Annotated in this window: 16 protein-coding genes and 4 pseudogenes; 7 read left to right on the top strand and 13 right to left on the bottom strand. The window is 61.1% G+C overall.

Annotated features, from left to right (window positions below; all coding sequences use genetic code 11):
* Positions 1–370: 370 nt before the first annotated feature.
* On the bottom strand, positions 371–832 hold the full coding sequence (locus tag H1204_RS48925) for a MarR family winged helix-turn-helix transcriptional regulator (protein ID WP_180736947.1): 462 nt from the start codon (positions 830–832) through the stop codon (positions 371–373).
* Positions 833–934: 102 nt separating this feature from the next.
* On the opposite strand from H1204_RS48925, the gene H1204_RS48920 reads away from it, so the two are divergent.
* A complete protein-coding gene (locus H1204_RS48920; RefSeq protein WP_180736946.1) occupies positions 935–1300 on the top strand; it encodes an antibiotic biosynthesis monooxygenase family protein in 366 nt (121 codons plus the stop codon).
* A 411-nt stretch (positions 1301–1711) separates the two neighbouring features.
* The gene (locus H1204_RS48915) at positions 1712–3019 is read left to right on the top strand and encodes a tryptophan leader peptide (protein ID WP_180736945.1); all 1308 of its coding nucleotides are present in this window, start codon (positions 1712–1714) and stop codon (positions 3017–3019) included.
* A gap of 75 nt (positions 3020–3094) precedes the next feature.
* On the opposite strand, the pseudogene H1204_RS48910 reads toward H1204_RS48915, so the two are convergent.
* The 3 genes and pseudogenes from H1204_RS48910 to H1204_RS48900 all read right to left on the bottom strand — a co-directional run.
* Positions 3095–3313, bottom strand: a pseudogene (locus H1204_RS48910) (GntR family transcriptional regulator); the annotation flags it as partial.
* 236 nt (positions 3314–3549) lie between these two features.
* On the bottom strand, positions 3550–3804 hold the full coding sequence (locus H1204_RS48905; protein WP_243469222.1) for a hypothetical protein: 255 nt from the start codon (positions 3802–3804) through the stop codon (positions 3550–3552).
* Positions 3805–3891: 87 nt separating this feature from the next.
* Positions 3892–4146, bottom strand: a complete 255-nt coding sequence (locus H1204_RS48900; RefSeq protein ID WP_180736944.1) for a type II toxin-antitoxin system Phd/YefM family antitoxin — start codon at positions 4144–4146, stop codon at positions 3892–3894.
* A gap of 182 nt (positions 4147–4328) precedes the next feature.
* Between H1204_RS48900 and H1204_RS48895 the strand changes: the two are divergent.
* Positions 4329–4781, top strand: a pseudogene (locus H1204_RS48895) (Rieske 2Fe-2S domain-containing protein); the annotation flags it as partial.
* Positions 4782–4873: 92 nt separating this feature from the next.
* On the opposite strand, the pseudogene H1204_RS52445 reads toward H1204_RS48895, so the two are convergent.
* Positions 4874–5127, bottom strand: a pseudogene (locus H1204_RS52445) (Tn3 family resolvase); the annotation flags it as partial.
* A 110-nt stretch (positions 5128–5237) separates the two neighbouring features.
* On the opposite strand from H1204_RS52445, the gene H1204_RS48890 reads away from it, so the two are divergent.
* Both H1204_RS48890 and H1204_RS52440 read left to right on the top strand, forming a co-directional pair.
* Positions 5238–7676: a DEAD/DEAH box helicase gene (locus H1204_RS48890; RefSeq protein WP_180736943.1), complete on the top strand. Its 2439-nt coding sequence runs from the start codon at positions 5238–5240 to the stop codon at positions 7674–7676.
* A 185-nt stretch (positions 7677–7861) separates the two neighbouring features.
* The gene (locus tag H1204_RS52440) at positions 7862–8317 is read left to right on the top strand and encodes a DNA-binding protein (protein WP_243469221.1); all 456 of its coding nucleotides are present in this window, start codon (positions 7862–7864) and stop codon (positions 8315–8317) included.
* Here the strand turns inward: H1204_RS52440 and H1204_RS52435 are convergent.
* Both H1204_RS52435 and H1204_RS52430 read right to left on the bottom strand, forming a co-directional pair.
* Positions 8303–8455: a hypothetical protein gene (locus tag H1204_RS52435; protein WP_243469220.1), complete on the bottom strand. Its 153-nt coding sequence runs from the start codon at positions 8453–8455 to the stop codon at positions 8303–8305. The two genes, H1204_RS52440 and H1204_RS52435, sit on opposite strands and share 15 nt — an antisense overlap.
* A 142-nt stretch (positions 8456–8597) precedes the next feature.
* A complete protein-coding gene (locus tag H1204_RS52430; protein ID WP_243469219.1) occupies positions 8598–8912 on the bottom strand; it encodes a hypothetical protein in 315 nt (104 codons plus the stop codon).
* 107 nt (positions 8913–9019) lie between these two features.
* On the opposite strand from H1204_RS52430, the gene H1204_RS48880 reads away from it, so the two are divergent.
* On the top strand, positions 9020–10225 hold the full coding sequence (locus H1204_RS48880; RefSeq protein WP_180736942.1) for a hypothetical protein: 1206 nt from the start codon (positions 9020–9022) through the stop codon (positions 10223–10225).
* A 269-nt stretch (positions 10226–10494) separates the two neighbouring features.
* Here H1204_RS48880 and H1204_RS48875 read toward each other — a convergent pair whose 3' ends face one another.
* The 5 genes and pseudogenes from H1204_RS48875 to H1204_RS48860 all read right to left on the bottom strand — a co-directional run bounded on the left by H1204_RS48875 (position 10495) and on the right by H1204_RS48860 (position 14244).
* A complete protein-coding gene (locus tag H1204_RS48875; protein ID WP_180736941.1) occupies positions 10495–10833 on the bottom strand; it encodes a type II toxin-antitoxin system PemK/MazF family toxin in 339 nt (112 codons plus the stop codon).
* Between the two features lie 4 nt (positions 10834–10837).
* Entirely contained in the window at positions 10838–11125 is a 288-nt protein-coding gene (locus H1204_RS48870; protein ID WP_180736940.1) for an AbrB/MazE/SpoVT family DNA-binding domain-containing protein, read from the bottom strand.
* Between the two features lie 369 nt (positions 11126–11494).
* Positions 11495–11716: pseudogene (locus H1204_RS52425) on the bottom strand (TetR/AcrR family transcriptional regulator); the annotation flags it as partial.
* A 633-nt stretch (positions 11717–12349) separates the two neighbouring features.
* Entirely contained in the window at positions 12350–13744 is a 1395-nt protein-coding gene (locus H1204_RS48865) for an ATP-binding protein (protein WP_180736939.1), read from the bottom strand.
* 215 nt (positions 13745–13959) lie between these two features.
* On the bottom strand, positions 13960–14244 hold the full coding sequence (locus H1204_RS48860; RefSeq protein ID WP_243469218.1) for a hypothetical protein: 285 nt from the start codon (positions 14242–14244) through the stop codon (positions 13960–13962).
* Between H1204_RS48860 and H1204_RS48855 the strand changes: the two genes are divergently transcribed.
* A complete protein-coding gene (locus H1204_RS48855) occupies positions 14237–14419 on the top strand; it encodes a hypothetical protein (protein WP_180736371.1) in 183 nt (60 codons plus the stop codon). The two genes, H1204_RS48860 and H1204_RS48855, sit on opposite strands and share 8 nt — an antisense overlap.
* On the opposite strand, the gene H1204_RS48850 is transcribed toward H1204_RS48855, so the two are convergent.
* Entirely contained in the window at positions 14413–14724 is a 312-nt protein-coding gene (locus tag H1204_RS48850; RefSeq protein WP_180736938.1) for a DUF4148 domain-containing protein, read from the bottom strand. The genes H1204_RS48855 and H1204_RS48850 overlap by 7 nt on opposite strands.
* Positions 14725–15001: the final 277 nt, after the last annotated feature.

Raw genomic sequence — 15001 nt, 5'->3', positions numbered from 1 at the left:
GTGCTGACCGCACGGGCGCGGTGGTTGCTCATACGCGACACTGAACAACGATCCACCTGTCTCTGGATGGGGTGATCGTCCTTTTCGAGCATTTTCTGGCGATTTGCGCGAAAGATCGCTTTTAGATCAACGAATTGCAGATCGGGCAGGTGGCGGAAGTCTGCGAAGCCGCACAGCCCTGCTACAAGCGGCCTCTCACGCTGTTATCGCCAATAATGCACGGAAAGTACGATCACCCCGCTGCGGAGCGAGCTCGTCAGTTTCGGGAGCGACTCGGCGTGAAAATCGGGCGCCTGCCCCTCGTTTCGCGAGACGGATAAGTGTCCCCAGCGTGGCGCGGCGGTCTTCCCTTGATGCTGCTTACTGCTGTCTATTCGTCATCGCCTTCCAGTTTCCGAAGCACCTCCGTGATGACCTTGTGTGTCGTCTCCACGTTCCGCACCTGAAGGTCTTCCGCAAGATTATTGACCCATGGTACCTGCAGGTGCATCGCATCCTCGAACGCCCGCATCCCTTTGTCCGTCAATACGACAAGGGCCGCCCGTCGGTGGTGCGGATTGGGTTCAAAAGAAACGAGGCCCTCCGCTTTCAGCTCGTTGACGATGCGCTGTACGTTCTGGCGGTGCGCTCCGATATCACGCGCGAGCCACGCGACCGGCTGCGGCCGGTCACCGGCTGCGATGGTGCCAAGAATCTGCCAGCGGGCACTCGTCAAGCCAACCTCGGCGACCAGACGGTCTCCCGCCGAGAGTAGCCGGTTGTTAAGCCGAAACAGGTCGAGAATCATATTGGACAAGGCTGTTCCAGCAGGCGTTCGCTTAGATTTATGCATCTGTCACCATATTTATAATATGGTGTAACGATTCCACATTGACATCATAATGTCAATGTGGAATCGTTACACCATCGAAACCGTGGATTGAAGGAGTTCACCATGTTCATTCGCCCGCTTGACCCTGCCTTTCCAATAGAACGTCAGGTCGCCATCGATGCCTCTCCCGTGGTTTTGATGAACGTATTTACGCTGGAGAAGGCCGACGAGTCGTCGTTCCTCAAAGTATGGCGAGACGACGCAGAATTTATGAAGCGTCAGCCGGGATTCATCTCCACCCAACTGCACCGTGCGGTTGGCGAGAGTCCGACGTATCTTAATTATGCCGTCTGGGAATCCACCGCACATTTCCGGGCTGCGTTTACTAATCCTGAATTCAGGGCCAAAGTCTCAGCCTATCCGTCGTCGGCCACTGCTATCCCGCATCTGTTCCAGAAAATTGCGGTGCCAGGCATCTGCGTCGCGTAACTGAACGAGAGCTTGCAGGAAGCGGCTGTGGGGGATAGCTAGCGCGTGCGCGCTTACACGAAATACGACCGGCACACCGTAACCCGCCTGAGTCTATGCTTGCGACCGTCGGCCCGGACGCTGCGTGCTAACGCTAAAGCGCGACTGCTCCAGTTTGGCTAGCGCAGCACACGCTGCCCCAGCGCCGTCAAGCCTGGCGCCGCGCGTCGCCATGCCCGGTCTTGCTTAACGGCTGCGTTGAATCGGGGCGCCATCTCTCCCAAAAGTAAGGGGCGTCACTAACGGCATGGCTTTTCGACTGGTGACACTGCGGGCGACGAAGGACAGCCCCGATTTACGCCCTCACCAGAGTGTGCAAGTATCCCTCGCAGCGCGTAGCACGGATACTCTTGCTCTCTTGCGAGGTGCAGAATGGACTGGAGGTTCTGGAAGACCGAGAAGCGCCTCGAGGAGGTGCGCGGCTGGCCCACCGATACACATGAATCGATACGGCAGCTCCTGAGCATGTATCAGGGCGCCGGAACACAGCCGTTCGCGAGTTGGGCCGCGCCCGGCATTGCGTTCACACCCGACGTCGAAACCACTGCACGAAACGGTGTCAAGGGCTACCAGCTTGCCCTCTGGTTCTGGCTGTTTGCTGAGAAGCACGGCACTATCGCGGCGAGGATGGCACGCGAAACTTTCTGCCTGCTTGCCGACGCGGCGCAGCCATCGTCGGGAGACACCATTGATACCCTCCTCGACCTGGAAAACCGCCTGGCGCATTCTGTCGAGGCGATTTCCGCTGAACAGCGCACCTTCAGGCAGGAAGGCCTGTCCGTGGAACTGCCCATGGAATTCTTTCTGGCCACAGGCACTCTCAGGCTCACCCCCGACTCACCTTATGCGAGGAATGCGGGCGCCCTCCTGCAAGGCAATGACTACAAGGTGGCAGACTGCTTTCGCCATGCCACAGAGGAAGCGCTGGCTGTTTTCCGGCCGATGATACAGGCGGTCGAATTTGACGCGAAATCGCTGCCCAACTGGAAATGGAGCGCACGGCCGGGCGCGGCCGAGCGACATCTGCAGCGGCGCCACAGCAATCCACTCTTTCCTCTGCACCGACAGCTGGTGACGGCCTACGACGTGCACGAAGCGCGTCTTGCCGACAACCAGGCCCTTCAGGATATTCGCAACGAACTCAATGAGGTAAGCCACGCGTTCTTTGAAAAGTCGGAGCTACCGTTGAACTGGCTACCGTACCTCGAAAGCTATCGGGACCACATAGACAGACTTGATGAACGTCGTCTTGTAGCGGGTGGGCAGAACGCCTCGCTCGGTGACGCGATAGCGGCGCTGCGAGCCGGCATCCTGGCGGCGTGGCGCGCCGAGATTCAGAAGAACCGGCATAGCCTCGCCACGCTCGAGCAGGACGAAGCGCGAAAGGCCGAACGACGTGCGCTTCTGTACGGATGCGACTGGACCGCTCAGCTGTTGAGTCACGGCTCCCTGATACCACCGGAGGAAGTTGTTCCCGCCCTGCTAAGCGAATCTCCTCCTGAGCTTGAGAAAGCGGTGACCGGCCTGCAGACCGAGCCGCGCCTGCATGAGACGCTCGCACACTGCAAGGCAGCTGCACATCGGCTCGTGAGCGACCTTCGAGCGGCAGGTCACAACTTTCCCGATATGAGCGACAAACTCCGCATCCTGGACGGACCCGCGGGGCAGATGCCGGTCTGACGTTTCTCATCGCATACTTCATCCGGCTGGTTCCTTGGCGGGACTCGGACAGTCACGCAAGACAGCGCACTCGGGTTACAGAAGCGCCATCGATTCCGTCATGTTCTGTCGCATGTAATCGAGGAATCGCTTCTGGAACAGCATCGTATGCTCGTGCGCGAGTTTTTCAGCGGCATCGGCATCCTTGCGCGCAATCGCATCAATCATGTCTGCATGGTCACGCCCCAGCTTCGTTGCCGTTGGCGACGATACCGTGAAATCAAAGTGAAGGTGCAGGAGCCGCTGCCCTTCGCCAAACGTCAGATAGTGTCGTGGATAGACTTCAGGTGGCTTGATTTTCGCGGTCGTGGTCGCCGCGCTCATGCTTCGATACCACCGAGCGAATTACTTCACCGGCTTGCGCAAGGAATTTTGCGTGCTGGACAGTGGAGCATGGAGATGGACGCTCGCCTGCTTCCGGGTGCAGCGCGTGCCGTAGACTGCCAGACACTAAAAATGCTTCGTCGGAGCGAACCGCGCGACGCCTGTGTTCAATGAGCCGCCTTCGGCGCTTCGATGACTTCGATCACGTCGAGCGCGCGAAAGTCGTCAGAATTGCTCGTGAGAAGCGGAAGACGATGTTCGTGAGCCTGAGCGGCGATCCAGAGATCGTTATTACGCGGGCGCGGATTACGACCCGCCACCTTCATCATGGTCGCGAGCAGACCGAATGACTGTGCAGTCTCGCGCGTCGTTTGGGCGCTGCGCGCCGAACGCCAGTTCGCCAAGCGAGATCGCCGAGACATGGACCAGTTCCGACCCGGCGAGGGTGTAGATCGCGTCAACATCGAGGATGCCCTGACTGACATCGATCCAGACACACGTATCAACGATTACTTCTGCCACGGATCACGCACCTCGTCGTCGAAATCGGCGTTGCGGATATCGGACTTGTAACGCTCGGCAACCCCGGGCGACATCCTGGGGAGCCGCTCGAAGGCTTCACGAAGCGTGACAGCGCGCACGGGAGGATTGATTGTGCCGAGTAAGGTGTTATTGCGCGTGATCGTGACAGACTCCCCCCGAGCCAGGGCGTCGAGCACCTGATTCGTGCGCCGGGCGAGATCGGTGGCAGTGACAGTAGTCATGAGTAGCTCCGCTTAAGACAATACATATTAAGCGTAATTTGCGTATTTTTGTCCAGTCAGGGGTAATTGCTTCACGGGTAGCGAGTGCGGGCGAACAAAAACATGCTTCTGTTGCCGGGGACCCGGTGTATGCGTACCTACAATGTCCCTGCGATGTCCGCGGAGAGACGAATGCGGGAGGTATGCGCATGGACGCATCGAATAACGGATTCATGCTCGTGGGAAGCCTTGAAGAGCTGAGGGTGAAGGGGCGGCTCGTTGTGCAAGGTGGCCATGGTCCAATCCTCGTCATCTACGACCGCGGGCGCGTCTTCGCCCTGGACAATCGTTGCCCACACATGGGCTTTCCGCTCGAGCGAGGCACTGTCGAGGATGGCATCCTGACCTGTCATAGGCACCATGCCCGCTTCGATCTGCAGAGCGGCTGCACATTCGACCTCTGGGCGGACGATGTGCCGAGCTGCGCGGTCCAGGTGCGCAATGGCGACGTCTGGGTGGCGACCACGTTTGGACATTCCGATGCCGCGGCGCACTGGCGTCAGCGGTTTGCGGATGGCCTTGCGCACAATCTCGGACTCGTCATCGCCAAAGCCGTGCAGGGTCAGCTCACGGCCGATGTACCTATGGCCGACATCGCGGCACGCATGCAGTCCCTCGTCGCTGACGTTTCCCTGGGTCCTCAGAGGTATCGTCGCGCTGCATCCCGCAAGCGAGAAGCGGGCGAAGCCTTGCGCACAAGTGGGGCCTTCGTCGGATTCGGAAAACCTGCGTCTGATGCCATTGCGCGAGCGCTGCAAGCCGCGAGCGCAGGGTATTGACCGACAGGGTTTCCGCGTGATCGGCAAGGTACCGCGCAATCATGTCAGCGCTCGCGGGCGGAAAGCCGCCCCATTCAACCTCGAAATGCCGAAGCGCCGACTGGTAACTGCGCCGGGTGTTTTCGCGCGTCGCGGTTTCGACGTAGCGATCGATGGCAGACATGGCTCGTGGGTAAAATCAGGTGATCTGTATTGGAGACGATGATATGCAACAACGAACGTGTCCGCCAGCGGGCGTGCTCGATGGGAGCCAGGGTTTCGGCCGGTGAAGCGATGAACGAAGGCAAGCCGCTACAGGCAGACTGGGAAAATTTCACACGCGAGGAGCTGCTCGTGGAGCTCACCCGCCTGCAGGCCGAAATCGCGCGGCTCACCGCCTTGCTGCCGGCAACGCTCCAGGTGCAGGCAAAGCCCGTGCGGGTGGCCCGGAACGAACCATCGCCAGCAGTGCGAAACACGGGCGCCCCAGTACTTTCGCCGGAACAGAAGGTACAGCTCTTCCGGCGGCTGTTTCGCGGCCGCACGGATGTCTATCCGCTACGCTGGGAAAGCCGCAATTCCGGAAAATCCGGCTACGCGCCGGCGTGCGCCAACGAATGGCGCGCCGGGATCTGCGAAAAGCCCCGCATCCGGTGCGCCGACTGCGGGCATCGTGTACTGCTGACGCTGGACGACCAGGTCGTCTATACGCACCTTGCCGGCGATCGCACAGTGGGCCTCTATCCGCTGATGCCGGACGGCACCTGCTACCTGCTCGCTGTCGACTTCGACGAGGAAGGCTGGCGTGAAGATGCGCAGGCGTTCCGGCAATCCTGCCTCGAGATGGACGTGCCCGTATCGCTCGAAATCTCGCGTTCAGGCAATGGCGCGCACGCGTGGATCTTTTTCTCGTCGGCCGTTGCTGCACGTGACGTGCGACGGATGGGCTCAGCCATCATCAGCCACACCTGTGCCCGGACCCGTCAGCTCGAACTGACGTCCTACGACCGGCTCTTCCCGAACCAGGATGTGCTGCCCAAAGGCGGCTTCGGTAACCTCATTGCCCTGCCGCTGCAGAAGCAGCCACGCGAGCATGGTTGGAGCGTGTTTGTCGATGACGGCTTTCAGCCGTACGCTGACCAGTGGTCGTATCTCGCGTCCGTGCAAACCATGGACAGCCGCGACATCGAGGGGGTGATCTTTCGCGCCACGGGCGGTGCGCACCCGCTCGACGTTGCGTTCATCGCCGAGGAGGACCAGGCCGAACCGTGGAAGCCACCGCCCGCGCAGCCGAAGCGGCTGGCCGGAACGATGCCGGCGTCGCTCACACTGACGCTCGCGAACCAGCTCTATCTTGAAAAGGCGCAGCTTCCGCAGGCACTGCTCAACCGGCTCATCCGGCTGGCCGCCTTCCAGAATCCGGAGTTCTACCGGGCCCAGGCGCGCGGCTTCAGCGTATGGGACAAGCCGCGCATCATTGGGCGCGCCGAGAACTGCCCGCGCCACATTGCATTGCCGCGCGGATGCCTTGACGACGTGATGACGCTACTGCGCGATTACGACATCGCCTGCGACATCCGCGACGAGCGCTGCACCGGCGAGCCGCTTGCAGTTCCGTTTGCCGGCACGTTGCGTGATGACCAGCAGGCGGCCGTTACCGACCTGCTGCGACACGACACCGGCATCCTGCATGCGCCGACGGCGTTCGGCAAGACCGTGACGGCGGCCGCGATGATCGCGCAGCGCGGCGTCAACACGCTCGTGCTCGTGCACCGCCGGGAACTGCTTGACCAGTGGCGCGAACGCCTGCAGTCGTTTCTCGCACTCGACGCGCGCGCGATCGGCACGATTGGCGGCGGCAAGTCGAAAGCGACCGGCCGGATCGACGTCGCGATGCTGCAGTCAGTGGCGCCAGATGGTGCCCGCGGCGAGCTGTTGCGGCGTTACGGCCATGTCATCGTCGATGAATGTCATCACGTCTCCGCGGATTCCTTCGAGGCCGTTCTCAAGGGCGTCAATGCACGCTACGTGCTCGGCCTGACGGCGACGCCGGTGCGGCGCGACAGCCAGCAACCGGTGATGTTCATGCTGTGCGGGCCAATCCGGCATGCGGCGAAATCCCCGGCCAGCGCGCCCCAGATGCTCGAGGTGTTCCCGCAAAGGCTCACCTCTGCAGTAGACGTTACGACCGACGCGCCGATCCAGGAAGTGTTCGCGCGTCTCGCCCAGGATGCGTCGCGCACGCACATGATCGCCACGGCTATCCGTGAGCAATACGCGCAGGGACGCAACGTGCTGGTGCTCACCGAGCGCACAGACCATCTCGAGAGCCTGCAGCAAGCCCTGGAAGACACGGTACAACCGCTGTTTGTGCTGCACGGTCGCCTCGGCAGGAAAGCGCGGGTGGCGCAGCTGGATGCCCTCGACGCGCTGGCCGGTGACACGCCCCGCGTGGTGCTGGCGACTGGCAGGCTCGTAGGCGAAGGCTTCGACCATCCGGCGCTGGACACCCTGGTGCTGGCCATGCCGGTTGCGTGGAGGGGCACGCTGCAGCAGTACGCCGGCCGGCTGCACCGCGAGCATGCGGGCAAGACCGGCGTACGGGTGATCGATTATGTGGATGGCGGCCACCCGGTGCTGCAACGCATGTGGGAGAAACGCCAGCGCGGATACCGGGCGATGGGCTATCAGGTCCGCACGCCCGGAGAAGATCTCCAGCTGCAGCTGGCCTGAAATCGGGCAGCGAATCCGTATTCCGTACCGTTTCCGGCCGCCAGAGGTCATTTTTCGGCTCTCACATTCGATAATCGTCCTTTATCGCAGGCCAGTAATGCCCACATCATGCAGCCCGTTACCGCATACAGTGATACGGATATAGTTGGTACGTAATACAGTACGATATTCGAGCGAGGAAGCAGATGGCCCGCACCGGTCTTACGCGCATGGACGTAAAGCGCGCCCGCGACGCGTTGCTCGTGCAGGGGCGGCACACATCGATCGACGCGATACGTATCGCGCTCGGCAACACTGGCTCGAAAACCACGATCCACCGGTACCTGAAGGAACTGGAGGAAGATGAGGATGCGTCACTCACACGCGCCGGGTCGCTCTCGGACGCGATCCAGGATCTGGTGGCCCGGCTCGCGGCCCGCCTGCATGAAGAAGCACAAGCCCTCGTCGACCAGCAGGCCACCGCTACAGCTGTGCAGCGCCAGCAGGCGCAGTCCGAAATCGCAGGGCTCGCGCTGAGCTGGCCACGGTGCGGCAGCAACTCTCTGGCGCGACCGCCGCCCTTTCCGCGGAGCAGGAAGCGCACGCCGGGACTCGCGTGGCGCCGCGCGACCTGGACGTCGAGCGGCTCACCCAGCAGGTAACGCGACCAGACCGAGCGCCTTGCCGAGCAGGAAGGCTTCCGCCTGTCGCTTGAGGCAAAGCTCGTGCATGCGCGCGATTCCCTTGAGCACTTCCGTACGGCCGCGCGCGAGCAGCGCGAACTGGAAGCGCACCGACATGAGCAGCAGATCCAGCAGGTGCAGGCTGAGCTACGCCAGGTGAACCAGACGGCCATCGTCCGGCAGAACGAGATCACACAGCTGAATGGGACAACGCGCGGCTCGTCGCAGAACCGACGGCCACGACCAGGCTCGCACGCGATCAGCAGGCACATGGCGAGGCGTTGCAGTCCACGCTCAATCGTGCGCTCACCGATCGGGCGCGCGCCGAGGCCGAGCGCGACGCAGCGCAGGCGCAGCCGGTGCGCGGGCAGCCGAGCTGCTCCAGGTACGCGAGGCTCGCGACTCGCTCAGCGCGGACCTCACGAAGCTGGCCGCGCAGTTCGAAGCACAGCAGCAGCTCCTGGTGAACTACCGAATGCGGCTGGGCGGCGCGGACGCGGCTGGCCGAAAGCACCGCATCGCGTGCCGAAAGGACGTCACAATGGCAACGCGCACGCCTTTCGGCGCTTGCCATGAAGCATTCTGCCTTTCGCGTCGGCCCGGAGTTTCATGGTTCCGCCGGGTTGCGCACCAGCACATTCACCGTCTTCTCTTTCATGCGCTTCGTTATGGGAATCTGGCATGAGCGAATACCAATACTACGAGTTTGCATGCGTCGACCAGCTGCTTACGGCGACCCAGCAGGCAGAGTTGCGCAGTTTCTCCACGCGGGCCACGATCACCGCCTCAAGCTTCGTCAACGAATATCACTGGGGAACCCTCAAGGGCGACCCGCTTGAGTGGGTACAGCAATATTTCGATGCCCACGTCTACTCCTCCAACTGGGGGAGCTGCCGCCTGCTTCTTCGCCTGCCGCACGGGACGTTTGACGCGAAGACCATCCGCGATTACGTCAAGGCTGGACGAAAGAGGCGCTTCCGTTTCGAAAAAGCATTCGAGGCCATGGACGTCGATGACTGGTGCATCCTCGACTGGTCGTTCAACGATGACTCGGGCGAACACGCCCGCTTCTCGGAGGAGATGGATGGTAAGGGGTGGATGACGCGCCTGCTGCCTGTACGCGACGAACTGCTCGGCGGCGATGCTCGCCCGCTTTATCTTGGGTGGCTTGCCCGCCTCGGGAATGATGAGCTACACGATGACCAAATCGAACCGCCGGTGCCTGCGGGATTACAGGCGTTGACGCCCGCACAGGTAGCACTGGCCGAGTTTCTGATGCTGGATGCGGATTGGCTCGCCGCCGCCGCCGAGGCCAGCCCGTCATTATTGGCCCTAGAATCCAGCGGGAGCGAAGACAGTCGCTTTGATCCCTGGTTACGTGGGTTGCCGGTTGATGAAATGCGGGCGAAACTGCGCATGCTGCTACAAGGACGCAGCCGTGAAGCGGAGAGAACGCTTCGAAACGCATTTTTCAAATGGGAAAATGGTAGGAATGCAAAGCAATTGAATATGCCCGGGCGCCGTCGAATATCCGAGATCGAATCAAGGGTCGCCTCTCATCGTGCCATCCGTGAAAGAAGGGAGCAGGAAGCACGGCAGGCGGCCGAGGCCCGCCGTCGCGAGGAACGCACACGGTACCTCAAATCACTTCTCGAACAGGAAGAAGCGGCGTGGTCAAGCATCGATGCACAACTGCGACGCACGACGGGCAGCGCCTACGATCAAGCATTCCAGAAGTTGCAGGATCTCGCCGAAGCGTATGAAAACGCCAGGCGGGATGCCGTATTCCGGCGTCGTCTGGCGCAATTGATGTCGAGTCATGGCAAGCGGGGAGCCTGGCTCGCCCGGCTGCAAAAAGCGGGGTATTTGTGGCAACTCAAGTCTTAGCCTCCCTGGCTTGACCTGCTGAATCATTTCCGCAATCTGGGATGAACTCTGAGCCCAGATGGCACGCCCGGCATATATGCCAATTTTCGGTGATTTGACCAAGTCATAGTAACTTGGACGCCTATGACAGGAAATTGTGCTTACCTTGTTCGCCCCCTCTGATGCGCTCCCCGGCGCTTTCGTTTCTGTTACATATGTGCGCCCTCCCAGGCTCGCAGCCAAGGACGAGCTAACCGTATGAAAAAGGCGCCGTTCTTGGCGCCCTAGATTCACAGATCGAGGATTGATTTGACCGCGAATTTGGCAGCGGCCATCTGCTCATCCGTTGCCCGCTCGTCCTTGAAAACGAACGGCCTTTGCTTGTAGTCGAGTGTCGTTATCTGATCCGAAAGGGCGACACCGGGCCGTGGCAGACTGGTGATTGGAATCTCCGTTTCCCAGTCCCTGATCGTCGATGTGATCGGCAGTCCGATCACGCGTCCGGTCAGTTCGTTAAAGTCCTTGTCCGTGAGGACCAGGAACGGCCGATAGCCGTCCTGTTCGGTGCCCTTGCCTGGTCCAATGCTGAGCCTGATGATGTCGCCTGCTTCCGGTATGTTGTCGATCATCTAGTTACCATTTGTCGAAACGCGTCGGATCGTCAGAACCTCCGAGTTCCGAGCCTTGCGGTTCGCCAAAGCCGATCAGCGGGTGCGGCTCAAGCCGGCGTTCTCGCAGTTGCTGGAGATATCGCTCCCGCGAGAAACGCCTGATTGCCGTATGAGGACGGATCAACACTTCGCCGTCCTTCACCTCCAGATCCACTTCCTGCCCTTCCGTGAGCGCCACTTCAGAGGCAACGCTCGCCGGAATTCTTACCGCCAGGCTGTTCCCCCAACGCTTCAGGGTTTGAATAGCCATCGAATTTCCCCTTCGTCAGTTCCCCACTTCGATCACGTGTTTTATGGCGCTACCTGTCTCTACACGTTGATACGGTCTGAATCTTATAACTTCGAACGCAGGCGTGTCAACGCGTTGATACACGCCACCCTTGGCCGATTGGGTGCGACCTGAAATTGCTATCGAAACTGTCTTTCCGATAGCACCAGCGCAGGACCTGCTGTCCGAACTCGCACGCCGCGTATCACGCAGAGGACCGCAGCCGACCCTAGCCGCCTTTCGGGTTGTCGCTGCACTCTCGATCACATCGACAGGCCCGGTCGCAGCGACCTTCCGTAGTCTGGCGTCTCCGGGCGAGCAAGCTCTACAGGGCGCTGATTGCGAACGTCCTCACGCTGGCAACAGCCCGGCCGACCTATAACTGTTGATCAACGCGTCAAAGAGCACAATGTCCGCACGGCCGCGCGCCATGAGCTGTGCGCCGGCGACCGCCGCCTAGATGGCGCGAGCGCGCCCGTCGGCCTCTTCGGCAGCGACGACGTCCGCAGCCAGAAGAAGTTTGCCAAGCCACGCCACGTTGACGTCCGCGATAGCCTGAACCTGCACCCGAACATCTGAGCGGCAAACAACTGCCTGAGCGCGATGCGCCCGGGAGACGCATGAGCCCGGGCGCCTGCATCTTTCGTACGACCGCTTACCATGGAGAAGCCGTCTCCCCAATGGCGGAGGTCCGACTAAAGCGTAATGTCTGCAACTGGCCGGCGAACTCTCCCGATGCCGACACGCGCAAGAACTCTCAAACCGCGCATTGCGCAGAGGACCGTCACCGATGGAATATGCTGAAGCTGGCGCCCGTGTTCGTGGTATGACCGCAATATTTCTTGACACGCGGCCAGACGCCGTTCCGTTCTACGAAAGAGGGAACTATGTGCTACACCCAGCACTCTCAATTGAGGAGGTTCTGGTGCCGTAAGGCAAGCTGACCAAGGTCAGCGCGATTCGTCCACGTCTTCCAGCGTGTGAATTGTCAAAATTTTGCAGCGACTGCGGAAGGTCCGCTACTTGGCCGACTTCCGTCTCTCGCGGACAGGGCACCGTGCGGCCGAGACGAGTCGGGTACGGGCGACAGGGGAATTGATGGCAGGAGCAGGAACGCGAACGGCGCAATCCGGGACGGTTCGCATATTGACCGGAGCACCCTTGCCGCCACAAGCCCCAGACGTGGACCTCCCCGAGCGACTGCGTTTAGCCTGGTCTGGACACGAGTGGCAGGCGCACCTGGAAGGTCGTTTGTCCCGGGCGTGAACTGACAAGAAGCGCACCGCGGTGCCGGTTGACGACCGTCTGATACGAGATGTCGAGGCCCAGGCCCGTACCTTGACCCGGCGGCTTGGTGCTGAAAAAAGGCTCGAACAGATGCGGCATGACATCGTCTGCGATGCCGGTCCCGTTGTCGGTGAACTCGACCACTGCCTCGTCCATCTCGCGGTAAGTCCGCACAACAATGTCGCCTTTGCCACTCATGGCATCAATGGCGTTGTCGATCAGGTTGGTCCATACCTGATTGAGTTCGCTGCCATACACGCTCAGATGCGGCAGGCTGTGATCGTACTCACGATGCACGGTGACACCCTGCTTGAGCCGGTGTTGCATGATGATGAGGGTATCTTCAATGCCTTCATGGATGTCCACATCCTGCTGCGGCGACTGGTCCATGTGCGAGTAGGATTTCATCGCCCGGATGATCCCTGAAATCCGGTTCGACCCAACGCGGATGTCTTCCATCAGCGCGTTGAGTTCCAGTGTCGAAGCGAGCCAGTGGATGGCGGCGGCAAACTGCTCCCTGTTCAGGGCGACGGCAAGCGAGTCAAGTTCCCCCTGGAGGATTCCCGCGCTGACAAGGCATGGCGCCAGGAGCCACGGCTTCCCGACACCCTGTGCGAGCAGCCAGTCGCTGAGCGCGTCCGCTGCCTGATTCTGCTTCAGGGCATCGATAGCCGACATCACGTTTGTCAGTCCCTGGCGTTCGCCCAGACTCTCCAGGATTTTCATTGCATCGACAGGAATCGAGCTATCCCTCAACTCGATGTGCGCAACCTTCAGCGTTGCGAGTGCGGCCACCGCACGGTCCGCCGTGCGCACCAGTGCAGCCGCGGGATTGTTTAATTCGTGCGCGAGGCCCGCGGCGAGCGTGCCGAGGGCAGCCAGTTTTTCCCGGTTACGCAGCGTCGCCTCCAGGTTCATCAGGCGATCAAAGGAGCTGTGGAAGATCAGCCGGCAGAAGGTCTCCGAGCCGACCAGCAATTCGCGGAACGCGCGTTCCGGCAGCAGCGCCACGCGCCCGTCGGTGACCGCTTTGAGCGTGCCAGGCGCGGGCGTACCCGAGAGCAGCGAGACTGCCCCGAAATAGCTTGGCGCAATGAACCGGGACGTGGGAATCTGCTGCCCGCGTGAAAGCTTTGTCGCGGCGACCTCACCCTGCAGCACGACGTAAAAGTGGGACCTCGTTTCGCCTTCACGGGCAAGGACCTCCCCTGCCGCGATGCTGACTTCCGTCAGCTGTTCGCGCAGCCACTGCAAAAGCGCTTCTGACAGATCCTTGAAGAGCGGATGCCCGCGCAGTTCGTCCAGCTGGATCATGATGCTGGCCTACGGGTTGAACAGCGTGAACCTTGAGTGAAGCAGGCGTTCACGACACATCGTGACTCCTGACGGCGGTTTCAGAATGAATTGTAGTGCCTGCGCGTCGGCTGCCGTGTTCCGTTAGCCGCCTCTCTGGTTGTCGTCGCCGGATTGGCCGTGGGGTGCGGGAACGGACGACTCGCGGGCAATTGAGCCCGCCAGGTGTTCTTCCATCAGTTGGGCAAGCACCCCGGATTCAACTGATGATCACCAGTCCACCGGTCGCGATTGACTCGGAACGGGCACAGCGGGCAAGTTTCGCCTTCCGGATAGTCGATGCCTTCCTCATGCGGACACCCGATGATGCGATCGATGGCGGCGACCGAACGCGCCCCATGCTGTTCAATGAACTGGACGACTGCTTCACTGATTCCCGGATCGGTTCTCGCATCGGACGCTTCACAGAACCACCGCTCAACCGGGTGAGCATCTGCGCCTTCGTGCGTGACAATGCCCACCGACACCTTTGTCGCCCGCGTGTCGTCGGGCGAACGGTCCGAAATTGTGCGGGCGGGCCGCCGCACGGCTATCGAACTGGGCGAGGCGACCGACAACGAGCTGCTCAAGCACTTGCGCCTGCCGGCGGGGCCGCAAAAGCGAAAGGGCCCCGTCACGCTTTTCGGTGCTCAGTAATCGAATACCTTGTTGTCCGGGGAATCGGCCGGAGCGATCGCGGGTGACCCCGATGCCGATGATCCGCTCTTTACGCCGCCGTATGCCGTTGATCCTTGTGAGAGGCGTGCTTCAGCCGCCTGGATATCCCGCGGATAGTTGCTGTCTTCACCCGTTGCGGGGTTGTAGCCGGCCTGCTCCAGTTGCTGGAGCTCGGCGCGCACCTCGGCGCGTGTGCGGGGCGCCTGCGTGTCCGACTGGGCGAATGCCGCCAGCGATACGGCGAAGGCGGAAGTGGCGGCGACTGCGTAAATGACCGATTTCACGATGACCTCCTGTTGCGTGTTGCGCGCACTTAAGCCCGATTCTGTCATCCCTGGAGTTTAGGCGAGCAACCCTACGAGACTGATACAACGGGCATGGCGCTGGCGGCGTCCACCACGATTAAACGGGCCAGCGCCCGGAAAATTCATTCATTGACTGGGTCACGATATTTGTCTGGCGATAGAGCGATGACTCAAACGCGTCCGTCCGTCGCAGCGAACCGGTCGGCACAGGCCGTAGCCTTACAGCAGGTAAGGCAGCAGGCACACGTTCTTTCCG

This window comes from Paraburkholderia sp. PGU19, assembly GCF_013426915.1.
GTDB lineage: Bacteria > Pseudomonadota > Gammaproteobacteria > Burkholderiales > Burkholderiaceae > Paraburkholderia.
The sequence above is the reverse complement of the archived record's forward strand: the minus strand, read 5'-3'. Positions and strand labels throughout refer to the sequence as shown.

Excerpts from the sequence above, each read along its gene's own strand:
- H1204_RS48920 (WP_180736946.1), top strand. The coding sequence starts at position 935 with ATGTTCATTCGCCCGCTTGACCCTGCCTTTCCAATAGAACGTCAGGTC.
- H1204_RS48880 (WP_180736942.1), top strand. The coding sequence starts at position 9,020 with ATGAGCGAATACCAATACTACGAGTTTGCATGCGTCGACCAGCTGCTT.
- H1204_RS52440 (WP_243469221.1), top strand. The coding sequence starts at position 7,862 with ATGGCCCGCACCGGTCTTACGCGCATGGACGTAAAGCGCGCCCGCGAC.
- H1204_RS52435 (WP_243469220.1), bottom strand. The coding sequence starts at position 8,455 with ATGTCGGTGCGCTTCCAGTTCGCGCTGCTCGCGCGCGGCCGTACGGAA.
- H1204_RS48870 (WP_180736940.1), bottom strand. The coding sequence starts at position 11,125 with ATGGCTATTCAAACCCTGAAGCGTTGGGGGAACAGCCTGGCGGTAAGA.
- H1204_RS48900 (WP_180736944.1), bottom strand. The coding sequence starts at position 4,146 with ATGACTACTGTCACTGCCACCGATCTCGCCCGGCGCACGAATCAGGTG.
- H1204_RS48875 (WP_180736941.1), bottom strand. The coding sequence starts at position 10,833 with ATGATCGACAACATACCGGAAGCAGGCGACATCATCAGGCTCAGCATT.
- H1204_RS52430 (WP_243469219.1), bottom strand. The coding sequence starts at position 8,912 with ATGGCAAGCGCCGAAAGGCGTGCGCGTTGCCATTGTGACGTCCTTTCG.
- H1204_RS48865 (WP_180736939.1), bottom strand. The coding sequence starts at position 13,744 with ATGATCCAGCTGGACGAACTGCGCGGGCATCCGCTCTTCAAGGATCTG.
- H1204_RS48890 (WP_180736943.1), top strand. The coding sequence starts at position 5,238 with ATGAACGAAGGCAAGCCGCTACAGGCAGACTGGGAAAATTTCACACGC.
- H1204_RS48905 (WP_243469222.1), bottom strand. The coding sequence starts at position 3,804 with ATGTCTCGGCGATCTCGCTTGGCGAACTGGCGTTCGGCGCGCAGCGCC.
- H1204_RS48915 (WP_180736945.1), top strand. The coding sequence starts at position 1,712 with ATGGACTGGAGGTTCTGGAAGACCGAGAAGCGCCTCGAGGAGGTGCGC.
- H1204_RS48925 (WP_180736947.1), bottom strand. The coding sequence starts at position 832 with ATGCATAAATCTAAGCGAACGCCTGCTGGAACAGCCTTGTCCAATATG.
- H1204_RS48855 (WP_180736371.1), top strand. The coding sequence starts at position 14,237 with ATGCCCACCGACACCTTTGTCGCCCGCGTGTCGTCGGGCGAACGGTCC.